This is a genomic window from Bacteroidota bacterium, from assembly GCA_016718825.1.
GTDB lineage: Bacteria > Bacteroidota > Bacteroidia > J057 > JADKCL01 > JADKCL01.
Map to the genome: position 1 here is coordinate 37871 of JADKCL010000041.1, position 18585 is coordinate 56455.

Annotated in this window: 15 protein-coding genes; 4 read left to right on the top strand and 11 right to left on the bottom strand. The window is 51.8% G+C overall.

All coding sequences use genetic code 11. The features are described 5' to 3' along the window. Positions 1 to 26: 26 nt before the first annotated feature. The 5 genes from IPN95_26805 to IPN95_26825 form a co-directional block, all read right to left on the bottom strand. The gene (locus IPN95_26805; protein ID MBK9452966.1) at positions 27 to 749 is read right to left on the bottom strand and encodes a DUF882 domain-containing protein; all 723 of its coding nucleotides are present in this window, start codon (positions 747 to 749) and stop codon (positions 27 to 29) included. Between the two features lie 9 nt (positions 750 to 758). Then, entirely contained in the window at positions 759 to 1064 is a 306-nt protein-coding gene (locus IPN95_26810) for a hypothetical protein (GenBank protein ID MBK9452967.1), read from the bottom strand. An 88-nt stretch (positions 1065 to 1152) separates the two neighbouring features. Then, complete coding sequence (locus IPN95_26815) at positions 1153 to 2454, bottom strand: carboxypeptidase-like regulatory domain-containing protein (protein MBK9452968.1); 1302 nt, start codon at positions 2452 to 2454, stop codon at positions 1153 to 1155. A gap of 138 nt (positions 2455 to 2592) precedes the next feature. Next, complete coding sequence (locus tag IPN95_26820; GenBank protein ID MBK9452969.1) at positions 2593 to 2898, bottom strand: hypothetical protein; 306 nt, start codon at positions 2896 to 2898, stop codon at positions 2593 to 2595. A gap of 113 nt (positions 2899 to 3011) precedes the next feature. Next, the gene (locus IPN95_26825; GenBank protein ID MBK9452970.1) at positions 3012 to 3572 is read right to left on the bottom strand and encodes a hypothetical protein; all 561 of its coding nucleotides are present in this window, start codon (positions 3570 to 3572) and stop codon (positions 3012 to 3014) included. 161 nt (positions 3573 to 3733) lie between these two features. On the opposite strand from IPN95_26825, the gene IPN95_26830 reads away from it, so the two are divergent. Next, entirely contained in the window at positions 3734 to 4084 is a 351-nt protein-coding gene (locus IPN95_26830; protein ID MBK9452971.1) for a J domain-containing protein, read from the top strand. A gap of 67 nt (positions 4085 to 4151) precedes the next feature. On the opposite strand, the gene IPN95_26835 is transcribed toward IPN95_26830, so the two are convergent. The 3 genes from IPN95_26835 to IPN95_26845 all read right to left on the bottom strand — a co-directional run bounded on the left by IPN95_26835 (position 4152) and on the right by IPN95_26845 (position 8851). Next, a complete protein-coding gene (locus tag IPN95_26835; protein ID MBK9452972.1) occupies positions 4152 to 7166 on the bottom strand; it encodes an ATP-binding cassette domain-containing protein in 3015 nt (1004 codons plus the stop codon). 292 nt (positions 7167 to 7458) lie between these two features. Continuing rightward, positions 7459 to 7998, bottom strand: a complete 540-nt coding sequence (locus IPN95_26840; protein ID MBK9452973.1) for a hypothetical protein — start codon at positions 7996 to 7998, stop codon at positions 7459 to 7461. A 10-nt stretch (positions 7999 to 8008) separates the two neighbouring features. Continuing rightward, positions 8009 to 8851, bottom strand: coding sequence for a hypothetical protein (locus IPN95_26845; protein MBK9452974.1), 843 nt, complete (start codon positions 8849 to 8851; stop codon positions 8009 to 8011). A gap of 162 nt (positions 8852 to 9013) precedes the next feature. Between IPN95_26845 and IPN95_26850 the strand changes: the two genes are divergently transcribed. Continuing rightward, positions 9014 to 10363: a deoxyribodipyrimidine photo-lyase gene (locus IPN95_26850; GenBank protein MBK9452975.1), complete on the top strand. Its 1350-nt coding sequence runs from the start codon at positions 9014 to 9016 to the stop codon at positions 10361 to 10363. A 9-nt stretch (positions 10364 to 10372) separates the two neighbouring features. Here the strand turns inward: IPN95_26850 and IPN95_26855 are convergent, their stop codons facing one another. Continuing rightward, positions 10373 to 12634, bottom strand: a complete 2262-nt coding sequence (locus IPN95_26855; protein MBK9452976.1) for a cation:proton antiporter — start codon at positions 12632 to 12634, stop codon at positions 10373 to 10375. A gap of 212 nt (positions 12635 to 12846) precedes the next feature. Next, positions 12847 to 13305 (bottom strand): hypothetical protein, encoded by a 459-nt coding sequence (locus IPN95_26860; protein ID MBK9452977.1) that lies wholly within the window; start codon positions 13303 to 13305, stop codon positions 12847 to 12849. Positions 13306 to 13541: 236 nt separating this feature from the next. Here IPN95_26860 and IPN95_26865 point away from each other — a divergent pair, with 236 nt between their 5' ends. Then, positions 13542 to 16001 carry a TonB-dependent receptor gene (locus IPN95_26865; GenBank protein MBK9452978.1) on the top strand — a complete coding sequence of 820 codons (2460 nt, stop codon included), beginning with the start codon at positions 13542 to 13544 and terminating at the stop codon, positions 15999 to 16001. Positions 16002 to 16059: 58 nt separating this feature from the next. Beyond that, positions 16060 to 17076 (top strand): N(4)-(beta-N-acetylglucosaminyl)-L-asparaginase, encoded by a 1017-nt coding sequence (locus IPN95_26870; GenBank protein MBK9452979.1) that lies wholly within the window; start codon positions 16060 to 16062, stop codon positions 17074 to 17076. Between the two features lie 115 nt (positions 17077 to 17191). On the opposite strand, the gene IPN95_26875 is transcribed toward IPN95_26870, so the two are convergent. After that, positions 17192 to 18585: penicillin acylase family protein (locus tag IPN95_26875; GenBank protein MBK9452980.1), on the bottom strand; the 1394-nt coding region annotated here is incomplete at its 5' end.

The following is an 18585-nucleotide window of genomic DNA, read 5'->3' on the forward strand; positions in this document are numbered from 1 at the left end:
GAACGGAAATTACAGAAAATTTCGATTCACTGCTCATCCCAGCGAGCACGGAAGCCCCTGACGTCCATGTGGATCACATGCGAACCCGGGTACTTGCCGACGCCACCGGCATTGCCGATGATTTTTTCGTCGAGCATTTTCAGGAGCGGTGCCTTGTCGTCTTCGTCGGCGCGACCATCACGGTTTACATCACCGACCAAAAGGTCGATCGCCTCCCCGAATTGATGCCTGCTCTTCGTAGCGCCGCTGATTTGGTGGTTGTAGGCAGGATGCCGGAATCCATGTTTGATAGCGATTTGGCTCACATCCAAGCCTTTTGCTTGCATGGCATCAAGCAGGTCGAGTAGTTTGTGCAAAATCCGGCGATCCAAGCAGAGGTACTGAAATTGACCGGGTTGCGGATCCTCCTTTTGCGCAAAGTAGGTGGAATCCGGCGTGAGAAAATCCCGAATACGGAACGATCCGACCACGAACTGCAAGGATTCTTCGGTGCCGACTTTGTACCAGGTCTTTTTGGAAAGCTTCTGTTTCCATTCACCCTCGATGCCGGCAGATTTTAAGTAGGCGGGTGCGAGCTTGGAAAATGGCACAATCGTAAGTTCACCCATCACGGAATCAATCTGCGCATGGCGTAGCACGGGCGATTGCCGGGTGGATTGATCGAATGCTTGTTCAGGTGTAATTGGGGATTCGCAGCCAAAAATCAGAAAAAGCAAGCAGAAAGGTATCCAAATGTATCCTGCTTTCATTGTCGGCTATTACAACCTCCGGCGTTGCAACATGATTCCGACGAAAAGTCCGCCGACTGCGAGAATTGCATACCAAGTGAATGCGGATTCTGCCCACCAGGAAAATGGAACTTGGCTTGTGAGGAGTTTGCGCGTGGTGTAGCCCCAAGCGAGCGAACCGCCGATAAACGGGGACCAGAACAAGTAGCGGATATCAGGTTGCAGTCGAATCACATTCATTGTTGCGTAGGCCACCAATGCCAAGGCGGCAACGGCGATGATATGACCAAACAAAAGCACTGCAGCAAGCAGGGTACCTGATAAAATTACATCCATGCTATCCAAAAATTGTCCGGACGTGTATTTACGGCCTCATGAGAGGAAGGTTGCAGGTTGTGCAGAAAAAAATTTCCAACACCTTGATTCAAAGACTCAACCGATACAACCGCTTTGTATCGTCGTAGCTACCTTGCTTGTACAGAAAATACGCGATGCCGTTCCGGATCTGGATCTTGTGCGGGAATTGACGGGGAATGTCGATTGCCGGACCGAGACTGCCGGTCTTCAGGTCGATTTTCCGGAGGTTTTGGTAGCCGTGCTTTTCAAAGACGGTGTAGGCATCCCCGCGAATTTCGTCCACAACGATCAAGCGCTCACGACCCGGCAATTTTTGGTAGTCCATCGCCACTTCTTCGATCTTTTTCCCATCCTTTTCAAAGGAGAGTATCTGCCCATTGAGGTGGTCAAAGACAAAAACCTTGCCGTCAATCACATGCAGCGGCGCGTCGATGGGCCTGAAAAAAGCCAATTGATCAAACTGAAAGGCATGGTCGATTTTCCCGATCGTTTCCCAATCGCCGGGCGAAAGCGCGTACATCGCGGCTTCGCTTGGCGCGATCGAGACGTAAGGCCCCAAGGGGTCCATCAGTTGGTGCATGCGCACTTTGTCGGCTACGTGAAGGACGTTTTTCCATTCCTTTTGCGCCATGTCATAGGCGTAATAGTCCAGAATCTGACTGTTGAAGGTCCAATTCGCGAAGTAATAATGCCCCTCGATATTGCCGAGACAGGGCTCGACTGCCTCCTGAAACAATCTCAAGGAATCTTGGTAAAATCCGATTTCCTCCCCATCCCAAAACACCTGACAGGCAAAGTTTTGGGTGATTGCATGGATGTTGCCCAAACAATCCTTGACCAATTTCCCGGGCTCCTCGGGGAGCAATTCGGTGTCGACGATGCTGTCGTTGGCATCCACGAAGGCGAGTTTGCTCCGTTTGAGTTTGCGGTCGTAGACGATCATCATGATGTGGTCATCGAGCAATTCATAGTCATAAAGGTGAATGGTGCGGTCTTCGAGGACTTCTTGCGGGCCGGCAGCGATGATGACGGGCGCAAGAGAAGATGCCGCCTCCATGGTGATTTCGAGCGTACGCCCAGATTTTCCCGCCGTGGGAACAAAAACCTTCCTGTATCCGATGTGGCTGATTTCCAGCACTTGGGCAGGAGTTTCGAGTTCCAGGGTGAATTTGCCCTGGGCATCCGTGAGGGCGCCTTGAAGCCGACCCTGGGCGCGCACTTGGGCAGAGACAATGGGTTCGCCGGTAGCACCTTCACGCACTGTCCCTTGCACGCGCATGGACTGTGCATACATGGCCGCGCAAGAGAGCAAGAAGATTGCAAGCGCGAGGCCGAATCGGTGACGGTGGAGATGTACTGGACGAATCATAAGCAAAAGCTCGGCAATCTATTTCAGATTCACACGACGAAAATCGGGTTTGGGTTACACAGTTTGAGAATGAAATGGAGGGTAGAAAACAAAAAAGCCGACCGAAGCCGACTTTTTAATTTCTTTCCGAGCAAGGTCTCAGAATGCGTTTTGCAGGTCGGCGCACTCAGTTTTGAGGGCTTCTTCGACTTTGCCTTGCATTTCTTCAGACTTGGCACCGTGATGCTCTTCGAATTTCTTCTCAAATTCTTCCATTTCTTTGCCGATGGCTTCGATTTTGCCAGCGTTTGCAACTGGGTCATTGATGAGGGACATCATTTCCTTCATCTTGTCACAGTTGAATTTTGCGATGGCCTTTGGGTCGTCAAGGTCGGGCTTGCTACCGCCACATGCGCTCAGCACCAGGGTAGCCAACAATGCAAATGCGAACAATCCTTTTTTCATATCAGGGAATTTTGCTTAATGTAAAAATCGCGACAAAAGTATGCAATTGTGTATCAGGTGCAAAGCAAAAACTTCGAGAGCTGACTTTTTATTGCCTTAGAATCAACTTAGTATCAGAATTGAAGTCCGATTCGGATGGAAAGGGACTGGATGAAATTCGTCTGGAGCGCAGTGCTTGCCTCGGGATCATTGTTGTCAATCGGCATGGACTGATAACGGTATCCCAAGCCGGCGCAGACGGCAGTGGTACGTGTCATGAAGTACTTGACCCCAAAACCTGGGTTGATCATCGGGCCGCCTTTGAGGTAGCTCGCTGCATCAACCGGAAGGCCATAACCTGCATCGAGGTAGGCATACGGCGTGAAGGGCTTGTCCAGAAAGAAGTAGCGCACATCCGCAAAAATCGGAACGTAAAAATCAGTGCTGTAGGCATCCAAGGCCACACCGCCACCGACAAACCAATTCGCATTGAGCTGGGCCCCTGCGATCAGGTTGAAGTTCAAAGCACCCGTGTATTTGTTGCTGGGAACCAACACGGCAAACTCGGGAATCATGGAGAATCCGGCGTCTTTGTTGCTCACCCTGAACCTTCTTTTCTGGGCATGAAGGTCGCTGGCAGAGAATGCGAGCATCAACAAAACGAATCCAAACGTCAAAACGGAGAGCTTTCTCATTTTCCGATCATTATTTCAGTGACCAAGTTAGGAAAATCCAAGGCATTTGGGAAAACGGAAATGTGCATTTCGCTCATTTGACCCAAAATCCCGCTCATTTCAGGTCAAATTGTTGTGCTGCGAGGCAAAACCTTGTTATCTTTCCTCTTCAATCATCTGCTGTGCAAAATTATTACGACATCCTCGGACTCACGCAACAGGCAACACAGGCCGACATTCGATCCGCATATCTGCGTCTTGCGCGTGAAAACCATCCTGACTTGCACCCCGAAGACATCGAAGGCTATACGCGTAGGTTTCAGGACATCAATGAAGCCTATTCACAGCTGTATGCGCCCGAGGACCGCGAACGTTTTGACCGCCGTTGGTCCCATTTCCAAACGGCGCCACAGCCCGTCAAGGTTGAAATCCGCAAGGTGCGCTGGGAAGGTCCCGGCGAAAAGTACCGCAAAGCCCGCGGGGGCAGAAGCCGCTATTTCAGCCGTCCAAGCGGCTTTTTTGGAATGCGCTAAGGCAGGACGGACGCCTTCAGCGTGCATGAGTACTGGGTTTGCGGGAGCTTTTGGCGTTCCACAAAAACTAGGCGGATTTCCTTCTCCGTTCCAGGAATTGCAGCATTTTCCGAAAAACTTCGAAGTGCAGGCAAACATACAGCGCCAAAGTCATGAGCCAAATCACCAGGATATTGAAGGTAAATGTATCGATTTTGATCCCGAAAAGCTGCTTTTTGGCGGCGTAGAAGTGTGTGCGGTAACCGAGCAAACCGCCCGCAATTTCAGGATTGTAGATCGGTTCAAAGCGGCGCACGATTTCCTCGTCTTGGGTCTGCAGGCGTGTGCCTGAATCCGCATTGCGCACGAGCTTTTCGATCGCGTCGTTGTGGTGTTGCTGCCTGAAGCGGATATAGCCCTCCGGGCTACCCGATTTTGCAGCCAATTGGGCATCAATCGCGTCATGTTTAACGCGGAGTTGATTGGCGACAGACGCATAAGTCTCCTTCAGCTTTCCGTACCAGCCTTGAAGGCATTCGGCGATGAGCGGCGAAAATTGGTCCTTTTTGAGTGCATCACGGCAAGTAGGCAAAATCGAAGGTGCACGGCGGCATTGGGTTTCAACTTCGTTGCGGAGCAGGGCAAAATTGGAGGTATAGGCTGCTTTTGCCGAATCTCCCGACTCATTTTGATGGCGCAGACAATAGGCGGTTACATCTTCCATTTTCGGAAGCCAATAATCCTTGAGATAGGTCGCCTCACTTGCCTGCTGTTCGACGTCAAAAAAGGCATTCTGATAGTCATTGTCCTCAAAAAATTTGACCATCATCCCTTCATAAGCCCAGCGGGAGGCCATCAAGTCCGCCGCAACCGGGACGACCTTGGGTGAGGTGAAGTTCGGATTCAACTGATCAAATTTCACCACGGTTCCACTCAAGATCAGTTGCGGAATCAGCAGCAGCGGAATCAGGATATAAATCGTGACCGCCGAATTGAAGGTCGCCGAAACATTCAACCCGAGCATGATCGCAAAGCAGGACAAGGAAAAAATCAGCAGCCAATATTCGAGGTAAAGCCCAGGAATCGACAGCACCAGGGCACTGATCAGTACAAAACTTGCCATTTGCAGGGCCGAAAAGCCAAACAGGATGCTCACTTTCGACGTCAAGTAGCCGCTCCGGCTCAGATTCAAGAAATTTTCCCGCTTCAAGATCTTCCGATCCCGAAAAATCTCTTCTGCGCTCATCGTCATGCCTGTAAACAGGGCTACAACAATGCTCATGAAGAAAAAAGCAGGAACATTGTCATTCTTTCCGAATAAATACCCGCCATCACCCTCCGAATAGCGCACAAACACCGCCAAAATCGTTGCCAAGAGTGGCGCTTGCAGGATGTTGATGCCCAAATACTGCTTGTTTCCCAGCTTTGCAAGCAGATCCCGCTTCCAAAACACTCCGAATTGGCGCATCCAACCAGGGGTTTTCAGCCCCGAGGGGCTTGCCGCTGCTTCAAAATCCGATTCGGCAGCGACATCAGCAATCTTCCTACCCAAAAACACCGCATGCCATTGCTGTGGTGAAATCTTCCGCTTCGTTGTGGGATTCCCGAATTCGTCGAGCACGCGTGTCTCGATGATGGTGAAAATTTGCTCCGGGTTGATGTTGCCGCATTCCGGGCAGGTCGGTTGCCCGTGGTTGATCTGCTCACTCGCCCGCTTGAAGTAAATCACCGCCTCCACCGGATTGCCATAGTAAATCGGATAGCCGCCAGTGTCAAGCACAAGCAGGCTGTCAAACATTTTGAAAATCTCGGAGGAAGGCTGATGAATGACCACAAAAATGAGCTTTCCGCGGTGGGTGAGCTCCTTGAGCAGGTCCATGATATTCTCCGAATCCCTGCTGCTGAGCCCTGAAGTGGGTTCGTCAAAAAAGATGATCGCAGGCGCCCGCAACAGCTCAAGCCCGATGTTCAAACGCTTGCGTTGCCCGCCGGAAATGGTCTTGTCCAGCGGATTCCCCACCCGCAGGTCGCGCGTTTCGGAGAGACCCAAATCTGCCAACACCTTCAATACCAAAGCATCCAACTCCTCGGCTGACTTGTCTTTGTAGCAGAGTTTGGCATTGAAATACAGATTTTGGTAGACAGTGAGTTCGTCGATGAGCAGGTCGTCTTGCGGCACGTAGCCGATCAATCCTTTGAAGGCGTCGAGCTTGCCATGCAGGTCCACCCCGTTGATGGTGACCGAGCCTTTGCTCGGTTTGAGGTTGCCGTTGAGGACGTTGAGCAGGGTACTTTTGCCCGAACCACTCGCCCCCATGATGGCGACCAAGTGACCGGATTCCTCGACCAAGTCGATGCCATGCAAACCCTTGCGGCCATTGGCGAAGGCATATTCAAGCTTCGAGGAACGGAAAACAACACGCTCCTCGGCTTCCAATGCCAAATATTGCTTCGAAATATCACTGAAATAGAGCGACTTACCATGCGGCAAGCTGATCACGCTTCCATGACCCAGCACATGATTGCGATCCGGCGAAATGTACTGATGGTTGAGTTGCAGGTATTCCTGCCCGAAATATTTGAGGATAAAAAACGCACCGCCGCCCAAATTGAGGACGGCAATCGTGCCATGCACGGGAGCTTGCAAATAGCGGTTACCTGTTGAAACGCCCACCGCAGTTTCGCTGCAAAGCAATGCCTCCTTTGGCAAATCATCCACCGAATGCGCCCCTACAAATGCAATCAGCGGCGCCACTTCTTTGGAATCCAATTTGAAAGCCGATTCCACATGTTTCCAGAAGACCATCTCGTCCTCGCTGACCACCTGATCGGCATGAATCAGCTCCAACAAGTGCAATGCGATGATGTATTGCTGCCGCAGGCTCAACTCACGGGCAATCTCTGCGCAGTAAGCCCGCACATCAATCTCCTCACCGTCATTGACATACTGATGAAACAGCTCCATCTGAGCAGGCACATCGGCAGCACTGAGATGGGATTCGAGAAATTCACGTACGACGTCGACCTCTTCCTCGGTCACCTCGTCCAAAAGGGCGAGTTTGGCAAACAGACGCATCAAGATGCGCAGCACTTTTTCGCTCATGGGAATCTTGAATTAAATACCTCTCAGTTAGCAGTTAGAAAGTAGCAGTTAGCAGTTTTCAATGGTGGCCTTTGGCCTTTGGCGGCGACCTTTCAATGAACCGCAACCTGAACTGCTCATCAAAACCTTCTGTTAGGTCCCCTCAACCACACTCTGGCAACAGCAACAATCCGCAAAAGGATCAAACTGCCTCTGAAAACCATGCAAACCACCTCGCACCTTGGACTACCATTCGCCAAACGCACACAGCACCCCCAAACTGCTAACCGCTAACTGCCAATTGCTAACTGAATCAATCTTCTTCTTCCTCGTCGAGGTCGTAGTCGAGTTCGTCCTCAAAGAAGGGATCGTCTTCCTCCTCGAATTCGTCCTCAACCATCAATTCATCGTCGTAGCCGACGCTGAACACGATGCAACCTGTGCCGACATTGTTGGGGATGGAGGCCTTGATCACAAAATTGTCGGTGCCGGAGAGTTCGAAGTCCCAATAGTCGCCGTCTTTGGCACCCATGCTTTCGAAGACTTCGGTTTTGCGTCCATCCAGCACGCGGTAGCGGACTTTGGCACCGGGGCGGTCGTTACAGACGACAAAGCGATAGCGGTAACCTTCGTAAAGCGTGACTTTGATGGTTGCCTCCCCGCCATCTTTGACCACGGCACGGTAATATTGGCCGTCGGATAGGTAATCGAGCAGTTCGCCTTCGCAACGCTGCGCCAATTTGTCGCATTGCGCGCGCAGGCTCGAGGTGACGGGCAGCAACATCAACGCTGCTGCCAATAAGATTGTGGCAAAAGCCTTGAATTTCGGATATTGAGTCGGGTGAGATTTCATGGCAAAAGAATCAATTGACGTAAATCTTGCGAATGGCGGCTACTTTGTCGGTGATTTTGGCCAAGGTTTCCTTGGTGTAACGCACCTTGGTCTTGGAGCCGATTTTGGTCACTTTCTTTTCAGGATCGGAGACAGCTGCCTTGTCTTCCCGTTTGATTTTGATTTCGTCGTAAATCGTATTGAGTTCGCGGAAATGCCCCGCCAAGGCGAGGTGGTCTTTGCTGTCTTTGTGTGCCTCGAGGGCAATCAGCAGTTCGGGCAACACTTGTTTGTCGTCGCCGATGCGCTTGCGGAGCGGCCCGCTGTCGTGGGTTTTCAGAATCTGGGTTGCCAAATATGTGCTCTCCAACCATCCGCCAGCGAGGATGAGATCGGCAGAGGCCATCATTGCATTTTCGTTCAGGTAAATGTCAGCATTCTGAAATGCATCGGAGACGATCGCAAAAAGGCTGTCGCGGCTGTCGAGGTTCTTCTCGGCACGTTCCATCATGGTGTCTTCAAATGCCCCGAATATCCCCATTTTATCGCCCAGCTTTTTGACCGCGCCAAAGTAGTCGAGCGCACCTTGGGTCTGATGGTTGGCGATCAAATAACCCAAATCAGCTTGGTAAATGCCGAGATTGATGGCTTGGGAAAAGGTATTGCTATAACCATCGGCCTTTGTCGCCGGATTGAGCAATTCGCCGTTGTAAGGTGCCTTGGAATTGAAAATGCTCAATGCCATTTGCACCGGAGAAGGAAGGTTGGCCTCTTCGCCATTGCCAGCTTGCGGCGGCGGAACAGTCAAACTGTCGAGGGAAAGCGTGGATTCCGTGCTCGTGCTTTGCCCGCAGCCAGCCCAAAGGGAGGTCATCAGCAAAACAACCATTAGCACAGGCACCAGAGGGGATTTTGAATAGCGCATGCGAAAAAATGTGTTGGTGAATGCAACTTAGCTAAATGGGTGATACTATGCAAATTCCGCGCAATTCGCGCCGCTTCCCAACAATCACCACCCAGACGGGTTTCAGGTCTTATGTCATCTTCCAAGAAGAAAATTGCCCTTTTCTGGTTCCGTCGTGACCTCCGCCTGCATGACAATGCCAGCCTCTACCATGCCCTGAAAAGTGGCTATCCCGTGTTGCCGATGTTTGTGTTGGATAGCGATATCCTCTCCAAGCTTCAAGATCCGACAGATGCGCGTGTGACATTTATCCATGACTGCTTGACCAACCTCCAAACCGCATTGGCAGCTCAAAAAGGTAGCCTTCTCGTCCGCCATGGCAAGCCATTGGACGTTTGGAAATCCCTCCTCTCCGAATTTGACATTGCCGAAGTCCATACCAACCGTGACTACGAACCTGCTGCCATTGCGCGCGACAATGCCATCGGAGAATTGCTCGCTGCCAACGGAATCGGGTTTCATACGCACAAGGACCACGTGATTTTTGAGGGCAACGAAGTGGTGAAGGACGATGGCAAGCCCTACACCGTTTTTACGCCCTACAGCCGCAAATGGAAAGCGAAACTGGAGTCGGGCAAAAAGGAAAACGGCGAATCGTTTTATTTTAAGGCCTATCCCTCAGAAGACAACCTCGACAAGCTCCTGCAGACAACAGCATTTCCAATGCCCAGCTTGAAAGACATTGGCTTTCAGCGGTCGCGCATCCAAATCCCAAGGCAGGAGGTTGCTGCGGGCATCATCAAAAACTACCATGAAACCCGCGATTTTCCTGCGATTCTGGGAACTTCCCGGCTCGGCATTCACTTCCGGTTTGGGACGATCAGCATCAGGGAGAAGGCACGCAAGGCCGAGCAACTCAACACGACTTATCTCAATGAGTTGATTTGGAGGGACTTCTATTCGATGATCTTGCAGCATTTCCCGCATGTCGTCGACGGACCATTCCGTCCGCAGTATGATGCGATTCAATGGCGCAACGATGAACGCGAATTTGAGGCTTGGTGCAAAGGCGAAACCGGTTACCCGATTGTGGATGCCGGAATGCGAGAATTGAATGCGACGGGCTTCATGCACAACCGCGTGCGCATGATCACTGCGAGCTTTCTGGCCAAACACCTCCTGATCGATTGGCGCTGGGGCGAAGCCTATTTTGCAGAAAAATTGCTCGATTTTGACCTTGCCAGCAACAATGGCGGCTGGCAATGGGCAACGGGTTGTGGCACAGATGCAGCGCCGTATTTCCGTATTTTCAACCCCGAATCGCAGCAACAAAAGTTTGATTCCAAGTTTCAATACATCAAACATTGGGTGCCGGAATATGGAACGCCCAAGTATGCGAAACCCATCGTGGACCACAAAACGAGCCGTGAACGCTGCTTGGAGGTATATAAAGCTGGATTGGGGCCCTCGGCTAGCGAATAGAACCTGGGCTCAGGCTCTCAAAATCAAGGTAGAAGGTGCAATGTTGAGCCAAGGGCTTTGTTGTTCCAGCAAGCGCTTCCAGCTTTCCAAGCCGATCAGCATCAAGTTTTGGGCCTTGAGCACTTCTTCGGAAGGCGCATTTCCTTGGATCACGGTCATTTTCCCCGGGCATTCCTTGTCGATGTGTTTCAATGCCTCCCGAATTTCCTTTTTGCTTTTGGAGAGCCCTTCGGGATCAAATACCGTGACAGAGGTGCAGCCGTTGCGCACCAATTTCTCAGCATAGTGCAGCAAATGCCTGTCTTTTTGATGCAACAAAGGCACCAAAACATGGTCTGTTCCCACTTGGCCTTTGTCGATGACAATACCGACAGGCACCTCGGTGCGGGCCAAAATGAAACGCATCCGCTCATCAAATGGCGAATTTTCAAACAATTTCTCCTTGCCCGTCACTTTGTTCAAGATCAGGTCAGGATTGATGATGCGCGTGGTAAATCCAAGCAATTTTCCCAGCAAACTGCCTTCGAATATCGATTGGCCGACTCCAACGAGCAAAAGGTCATATTTGCCTTCATTGGCCGCTAAAGCGATGTCCGCATCGATGTCGTAAGACGGCTTGAACTTCTGTGCGAATGCCTGATCAAGCAAAACCCCCTCTTCCGATATCGGCGCAAAGGCTTGTTGCTCATATTCGTCGATGTTGTAATGATGGAGCTCATTGCTCAGGGTCAGGTGCAATGCTGTCACCTCGGCATGTTCTTTTTGCTTCTTGATCAATGCATTTGCTAGGCGCAGCAGCGTGCGACCACGCTCCGGATTGGCAAAAGAGAGCAAGATTCGGAATTGTTGCGACTTGACTTCGCCGTCTTCGGGAACGGATTTAAAGGCCCAATTGATCAGATTCAATGCCGGACCGGTCATGAAGGTGGTGGCCAAGGCCATGATCACCATCATCGCAAAGATTTCAGGTTTGAGCACGCCCAGATCGTAGCCGATGTTGAGGACCACAAGTTCCATGAGGCCGCGGGTGTTCATCAAAGCACCGATGGAAAGGCTTTCCTTCCAGGATTGCCCGACAAATTTGGCAGCCAAGGCGCTGCCCGCAAATTTGCCAACGACGGCAACTGCGACAATAACTCCACACATGGCCCACATTTCTGGATCATCGATCAATCCGATTTGCGTGCGCAGTCCAGTGAAGACAAAAAACAGCGGCAGGAGCAATACAAGCGCGACATCCTCCACCTTTTCAATGAAAATGGTGCGGAACTTGAGGTTGTCGGGCATGATCGTGCCGGCGAGGAAGGCGCCAAACAAAGCATGGATTCCGATCACTTCTGTCGCAAATGCCGAGAGCAACAATGCCAAAAAGAAAATGGCCACGATGGGCTTGCTCAGGTTTTCGTTGCTGGTATGCAATTCGCCGACGCGTTTCAAGAATGGCCTTAGCACCCACACCATCAATGCGAGATATGCAACCGCCATTGCGATGATGTACAAAGCGCTGACGAATGAACCTGCTTTCACGATGGCGATTACAGCAGCGAGCATGCACCAAGCCGTGATATCGTCGGCGGCAGCGCAGGTAATGACAAGTGCACCGAGTTTTGTCTTGTTCAGTCCGCGTTCCTGCACGATGCGCGCAAGCACAGGGAAAGCCGTTACGCTCATCGCAATTCCGAGAAACAAGGCAAAGGATGAAAAGAGAACTCCAGAAGGGGCATGATCCTCATAGAGGTAATAAGCCAATCCGACACCCAAGACAAAGGGAATGACAATACTGGCGTGGCTTACCAAAACGGCGTCTTTGGCACGGTTGCGCAAAACCTTAAGGTCCAGCTCCATCCCTACAACAAACATGAACAGGATCAGGCCAATCTGGGACAAAAACTGAAGATTGCCCAGCGATTCCGGCGGGAACAATTCGGCGGAAACATTTGGCAGATACCGCCCTACCAAGGAAGGCCCGAGCATGATACCTGCGGCGATTTCGCCGATCACGGTAGGTTGGCCGATACGCTTGCAAACCCAGCCCAACAACCGGGCAAAGAGAATGATCGTCACAATCTGCGCGAGCAAAATCGCTAGCGGATGGGTGACGTTAGCCCAGAGGCTGTCGAGAAAAATTGACCAAGACGAAACAATGTCGGGGTCTTTACCTGGCTTCGCTGCAAGGTGCTCCAACTTCTCCCCTCTCTGCAATATCCAATACAGGGCTGCTGCGGAAGCCCCGGTTACGAGAAAGTAGAAAAGGGTATTTTTGTACCTCATGCAAGCGTGGTGACAAATCGGGGGAATCCAGATTACGGCACATCGGGCAAAAATAAACGAACAAAACGGAGATTGAAAAACAAGTTGCCCCGATTCTGTGGACAGATCCGCCAAATGAGCCGCTTTTTAGACGGATAGGCGAGCGTCCTACAAAATCGGGGCAATCGAGAGGCAACGAGGCAAACTAGCCTTGCTGCACGATGACAGGGGGATTACTCCTGACCTTTAGGCACCTTGATACCGCCAGTCTTTTTGTTGGTTTTGAGTGCCTTACCCCAGGAATAATAGGTTTTGGCATCAATATCATGGACCAAATAGAGCTTTTGCGCCTTGCCAGAGAATTCGCGACCGCTTTCCTCAAAAAAGCAGTCAATGCTGTATTCGTTTTCAACGGTATGCTCTTCCCATTCGCCTTCGTAATAGGCAAAGTTCATGACCTTGATGTCATGGGAGCCATTCGGAACCTGCACTGTAAAACTTGTACCAACGGATTCCTTGGCTTCTTTAGATTCACCAACTTGCTCACCGTCAACGTAAACCACCGATTTGCATTCATGGTCATATCCTTCGACGATATGTACAAACTTGAAAGTGACGGTCAACGGAGTGGTTTGTGCAACGGCAAATCCCGTGACAAGGACGAGGGCGATAGACGCTAGAAACTTCTTCATGATTGGATTTTTCTTTTTCAACTGGAGTATAAAAAAGCTGGATGCCAACAGGCATCTCTGGGCTGCAAAAATAGGCGAATGAGGGGCATTTGCAAAGCAAGTCAATGGCATTTTCAATTCCGGGAAGCAAAAAGGCGCATATAGGATGCAAAAAAGCAGGAAAAGCACCACATTTACCAGCTTGAGATGATCCATCTCAGCAACCGCATTCCCGCTGATTCCCTAACTTTGGCCCGATGAATTGGAAAGCGAAGATCATTTGGGGGTTGATTCTGGCATGTTGGATACCGCTCACTGCCTTTGCGCAAAAGCCAGTCACTTGTGCGATTTCGGGTCAAGTGCTCGACAGTAGCAACGCCACACCCATGCCTTATGCCTCTTTGAGCATCTTGCAATCAGCAGGCGACAGTTTGGTCGGTGGTGGGCTGACCAACGAAAAAGGCAGTTTTGAAATCCCCAATCTTCGTCCGGGAAGCTACTTCGTCGAAATCAGCTTCATCGGCTTTCGTAAAAAACGGATCGGCCCGATCGCGCTGACCCTGCAGGCACCCCAAAAAAACCTCGGCCGCATCAGCCTTGCACCCACCGACTACCAACTCGCTGATGTGCAAATCACCGACCGCCAAGACCTGATGCTCAACAACATCGACCGCAAGACCTACAATGTCGAGAAGAGTCTTGTTTCGGAAGGCGGGGCAGCGACGGACATCCTGCGCACGCTCCCTTCGGTAGAGGTCGACATCGATGGCAACCTGAGCCTGCGTGGCAGTGGCAATGTCACGGTGTTGATCGACGGCAAGCCTTCTGCCTTGACGGGTGCCGGCAGGTCCGCTATTTTGGCGCAAATCCCAGCGAATTCGATCAAATCCGTGGAGGTGATTACCAATCCCTCCGCGCGGTATGATCCCGACGGCATGTCGGGCATCATCAACATCATCACCAAAAAGAACAAATCCGCCGGGCTGAATGGGAGCCTGACACTTGGAATTGGCAACAACCAGAAATACAATTCGAGTTTGAGCCTCGGGTACCGCACCAAAAAATTCAATGCCTACGGCACTTACAGCTTCCGGCTCGAGGACCGTTGGGGCCGCGGCTACAGCAACAGCGACACGCCCGCCGATACAGCATCCCCCATCATGCTGATCGACAACATCGGCAATCGGCAAGCCTTGGACAATATGGCGCGATTAGGGATCGACTTTTACCTCAGCGATCGCACAACGCTGGGCTTGGCAGGCGGATGGGCTGGACAAGATGAAGACGCATTCGATATTTCATTTTTTCAGGAGCAAACCAGCACTGAAACGCCGGTGAGCGTGTATTTGCGGCCAAATACTGGCGTTGAATCCATGTCCAACTTCGACGGCGAAATCAATTTGCAACAAAAATTCAAACAGCAGCGGCGTAGCCTCGACGCACGCTTGGCTTATTCGCAGGGATTGAACATTGAAGACAACCTCTTTCGCACCCATTATATCCTGAATCCATCTGGAAGCCCAACACTCGAAGATGACGTGCAGCGCAACATCCAAACGGACGGCATCAGGCTGGGAACGGCCCAAATCGACTACGTACATCCCATCAACGACAAAAATCAGGTTGACGCCGGCGCCAAGGCAACGAGCCGCGACATTGGCAATGAATTCTACTCCGAATCCCTGAACCACAGCCTGGAACAAATTTTCCCAGACACCTTTCTCAACAATAACTTCCTTTACAAGGAGCGGATTTTCGCCGCCTACGGCATCTGGGGGCATTCTTTCAGCCTAAAATTTGCCTCGCAGGTGGGCCTGCGCGCCGAGCAAGCGCTCACGCGTTCGGAACTCGTGACGACACAGGACACCTTCACCAACAATTATTTCAAGCTCTTTCCGAATGCCTATTTGAGCTACAAACCCAAAACCGGCTCCGAATTCAGGCTGAGCTACAGTCGCCGCATCAACCGCCCGACGACCGACCAACTCAACCCGTTCACCGACTTCAGCAACCCAAAGCGACAGCGTGTCGGCAATCCCGAATTGCTGCCCGAGACGATCGACGCCTTCGAATTGAGCTACAGCAAAAAATTTGACAAGGGCAGTTTGGGCGGCACGGGCTACTTCCGCTACATCACCAACGGCCACACCCGCTACTTCACCCCCACTAGCCCGACGAGCGACTCGGTGATCATCACGTTTGTGAACCTGCTCGACGGCCAAAGCTATGGCCTCGAGTTGATCGCGCAGTTGAAACCTGCCAAATGGATGGATTTGATGGCAAGCGCCAACTTTTTCCGCACGGTCACCGATGCCTCCAACCTCGAAGCGGACTTGACCGTGAGCAATGTCGGCTTGACGAGCAACCTGAACGCCACCGTCTACTTTAGCAAAAACACCAATCTTCAAGTGACCGCGAATTACAGCACGCCGCGTGTCGGCCCGCAAGGCGTTTTTGCTGCGCTTTTTTCCAGCGATGTTGCCGTCAAACAGAATATTCTGAAAGGCAAGGGTTCGGTCAACTTCCGGGTGAGTGACATTTTCAACACGCGCAGGTTCCTGATTCTTACCGATACCGAATTGATCACGGGCGAAAACCGGCGCAAACGCGAATCGCGGATTGCATATTTCACATTCAGCTACCGCTTTGGCACTGGAGATGCAACACCCAAACGAAAACGTCAAGAAGAGCGTCAAGGCGGCGAATTTGATTTTTGATCTTGCGCAAGGCTGCTGCAATAATGCTTAACTTGTCGCTTTGAAATTGGATTCGAATATGTATTCAAGGAAGAATTTCATCAAAATGTCCATGCTCGGTTTGGGCGTGGTTGCCGCTGGATGTTCGCCGGCGCAGGCCAACGAGGAATCTGAGTCCAAAGAATCCAAACTTCCGGTATTCGATCGCGACAAGGCGCCGATTGTGCTGTCGACCTGGGACCATGGGATGGCTGCAAATGCGGGTGCTTGGCCCATTTTGGAATCCGGCGGCGCAGCCTTGGACGCCGTCGAAAAAGGCGTGATGGTGACCGAATCGGATCCCACGAACCGCAGTGTCGGTTTGGCGGGCTTGCCCGACCGGGATGGGTTTACGACCCTGGATGCTTGCATCATGGACCACGAAAGCCGATGCGGTAGCGTGGCCTTTTTGCAGAATATCGAGCATCCGATTGCGGTGGCGCGGATGGTCATGGAGGAAACGCCGCACGTGATGCTCGTGGGTGAGGGCGCCTACGAATTCGCGATTTCAAAAGGGTTCACCCACAAGGAATTCCTCGACGAAAAAAGCAAGGCCGAGGTGGCTGCGGCTTATGCCAAATGGCTGGAAACTTCGCAATACCAGCCGATCATCAACCGCGAGAACCATGACACCATCGGCTTGATCGCGATGGATGCCCAGGGAAATCTGAGCGGTGCCTGCACGACTAGCGGCATGGCCTACAAGCTCCACGGGCGCGTGGGCGACTCCCCGATCATCGGCGCAGGCCTGTTTGTGGACAATGAAGTCGGCGCAGCTACCGCCACAGGCGTCGGCGAAGCCGTCATCCGCATCGCAGGCAGCCATACCGTCGTCGAATTGATGCGCCAAGGCTACACCCCGCAAGAAGCCTGCAAACAAGCCGTCGAACGCATCATCAAGAAGCACAAGGATTTGAAAAACCTCCAAGTCGGTTTCCTCGCCCTCAACAAAGCCGGCGAATTTGGCGGCTATTCGGTGTATGAAGGCTTCAACTTCGCCCTCCGCACCAAATCCCGCAACGAAATGGTCAAGACAGCCTTCGACCGGAAGTGGTGAGAATTGAAATTCTCCCCAAAAACCGGTTCTTTGCGGCCCTTTGCGAACCCGGCGCCTGTCCCCTTTGCGGCCTTTGCGTTTAAAAAAGCCCAATTTCCCAACAACTCCGAGGTAATTAAGGAATCAACTCCAAAACCTTGGTTGCATAACCCGCAACGGCCTCCGGATTCCACAGCATCGGAAAATAACGCCCCTCCAACAACGGCGCGACCTGATCGTCATAATTCGGGGAACCCAACTGCCCCGATTGTCCGGGCGGCTTGATCCACAATGAACGGTCAAAATTGGCCAAGTCCACAATTTGCCGGTACGAAGGAATGGCCAAATTCGCAGAATACGGCAATTCAGGGCGAATCGAAGTCTGGAAAACCGTATCCGTATCGCCCGGAATCGGATAAGGTCCGGCATTAAACACAATGTCCATCGGCTTTTGAATCGCCATGGCATGCGGAAATTCCAAGGTATGGATCCTTCCCCATTGCCAACTTTCCAAATCTCCGCCCAAAGTGGATTCGAGGAAGAGAATCGCATTCTCCAAAGCCTTTTTCAAAGCAGCCGCCTTTCCACCGGCCAGCGCCAGCAATTTGCTCTCGGGATTCTGCAACAAATCCAACAAGGCGGTCGTGTCCTTGCCTTGGAATTCGCTGACTTTGAACAAAACAGGATCCATTCCGCGGCCGATCAGCCAAGGTTCGTGGTGGTGATGCTCGGTTCCCAACCGGAAAAGCAGGCTCAACAATTCCCGCCTTACGACTTGATAGAGGCAGCCGCCGACCGAATTGGTCGTCAATTGGCCGTCCCAGTTCACCATGCGGTCGCGGGCGAGTTTTGCCTTGCCTTCGACATTCACCACGTCCTTCAAATGCGCGACAAATTCCAATCCCGGTCTGCAAAAAACATCCATGTGAATCGCAGGGAAATCGTCGCGCCGCCATTTGTCCTTCTGAAGCAGCAATTCCTCGATGCGGCGTGCCCGGTAACCATTCATCCAGACATTGCCCATGAAGTGCGGAAAATCGGCATTCACGACCTTGTTGTTGGCCGAGACGACGTAACCACGCTCGGGATTGAGCGTATGCGGCATCTCCTCAAAGGGCACAAAACCCTTGAAATCATATTCGCCAGTCCAGCCGATGGAGGGCATTTCGCCATTTCCTTTGCCGCGAATCGGCGTTTTGCCCGTCATCCAGTAGCCGATATTGCCCGTGACATCCGCATAGACGATGTTCAAGCCGGGTGCCTCGATGAAACGCATGGCCGCCACAAATTCATTCCAATTGCGGGCCTGATCCATTTGGTACCAACCCATGGTCAAAGCCGAGGGCCGCAACGCCGGCGAATTCAAAGCCAAAACTTGTCCGCCGGTTTTCACGACGTTGCTCACCACCGGGCCATTGTGGGTGACGACAACATCCTCGATATGCGGCTCCGCCTTGCCTTTGATATGGATCGTCTCGGGAAATACCTCGGCCGTTTTCCATTCGCCTTTGTGCAGGTATTTGCGTGATG

Excerpts from the sequence above, each read along its gene's own strand:
- IPN95_26850 (MBK9452975.1), top strand. The coding sequence starts at position 9,014 with ATGTCATCTTCCAAGAAGAAAATTGCCCTTTTCTGGTTCCGTCGTGAC.
- IPN95_26865 (MBK9452978.1), top strand. The coding sequence starts at position 13,542 with ATGAATTGGAAAGCGAAGATCATTTGGGGGTTGATTCTGGCATGTTGG.
- IPN95_26820 (MBK9452969.1), bottom strand. The coding sequence starts at position 2,898 with ATGAAAAAAGGATTGTTCGCATTTGCATTGTTGGCTACCCTGGTGCTG.
- IPN95_26805 (MBK9452966.1), bottom strand. The coding sequence starts at position 749 with ATGAAAGCAGGATACATTTGGATACCTTTCTGCTTGCTTTTTCTGATT.
- IPN95_26815 (MBK9452968.1), bottom strand. The coding sequence starts at position 2,454 with ATGATTCGTCCAGTACATCTCCACCGTCACCGATTCGGCCTCGCGCTT.
- IPN95_26845 (MBK9452974.1), bottom strand. The coding sequence starts at position 8,851 with ATGACCTCCCTTTGGGCTGGCTGCGGGCAAAGCACGAGCACGGAATCC.
- IPN95_26835 (MBK9452972.1), bottom strand. The coding sequence starts at position 7,166 with ATGAGCGAAAAAGTGCTGCGCATCTTGATGCGTCTGTTTGCCAAACTC.
- IPN95_26860 (MBK9452977.1), bottom strand. The coding sequence starts at position 13,305 with ATGAAGAAGTTTCTAGCGTCTATCGCCCTCGTCCTTGTCACGGGATTT.
- IPN95_26810 (MBK9452967.1), bottom strand. The coding sequence starts at position 1,064 with ATGGATGTAATTTTATCAGGTACCCTGCTTGCTGCAGTGCTTTTGTTT.
- IPN95_26870 (MBK9452979.1), top strand. The coding sequence starts at position 16,060 with ATGTATTCAAGGAAGAATTTCATCAAAATGTCCATGCTCGGTTTGGGC.
- IPN95_26825 (MBK9452970.1), bottom strand. The coding sequence starts at position 3,572 with ATGAGAAAGCTCTCCGTTTTGACGTTTGGATTCGTTTTGTTGATGCTC.
- IPN95_26840 (MBK9452973.1), bottom strand. The coding sequence starts at position 7,998 with ATGAAATCTCACCCGACTCAATATCCGAAATTCAAGGCTTTTGCCACA.
- IPN95_26855 (MBK9452976.1), bottom strand. The coding sequence starts at position 12,634 with ATGAGGTACAAAAATACCCTTTTCTACTTTCTCGTAACCGGGGCTTCC.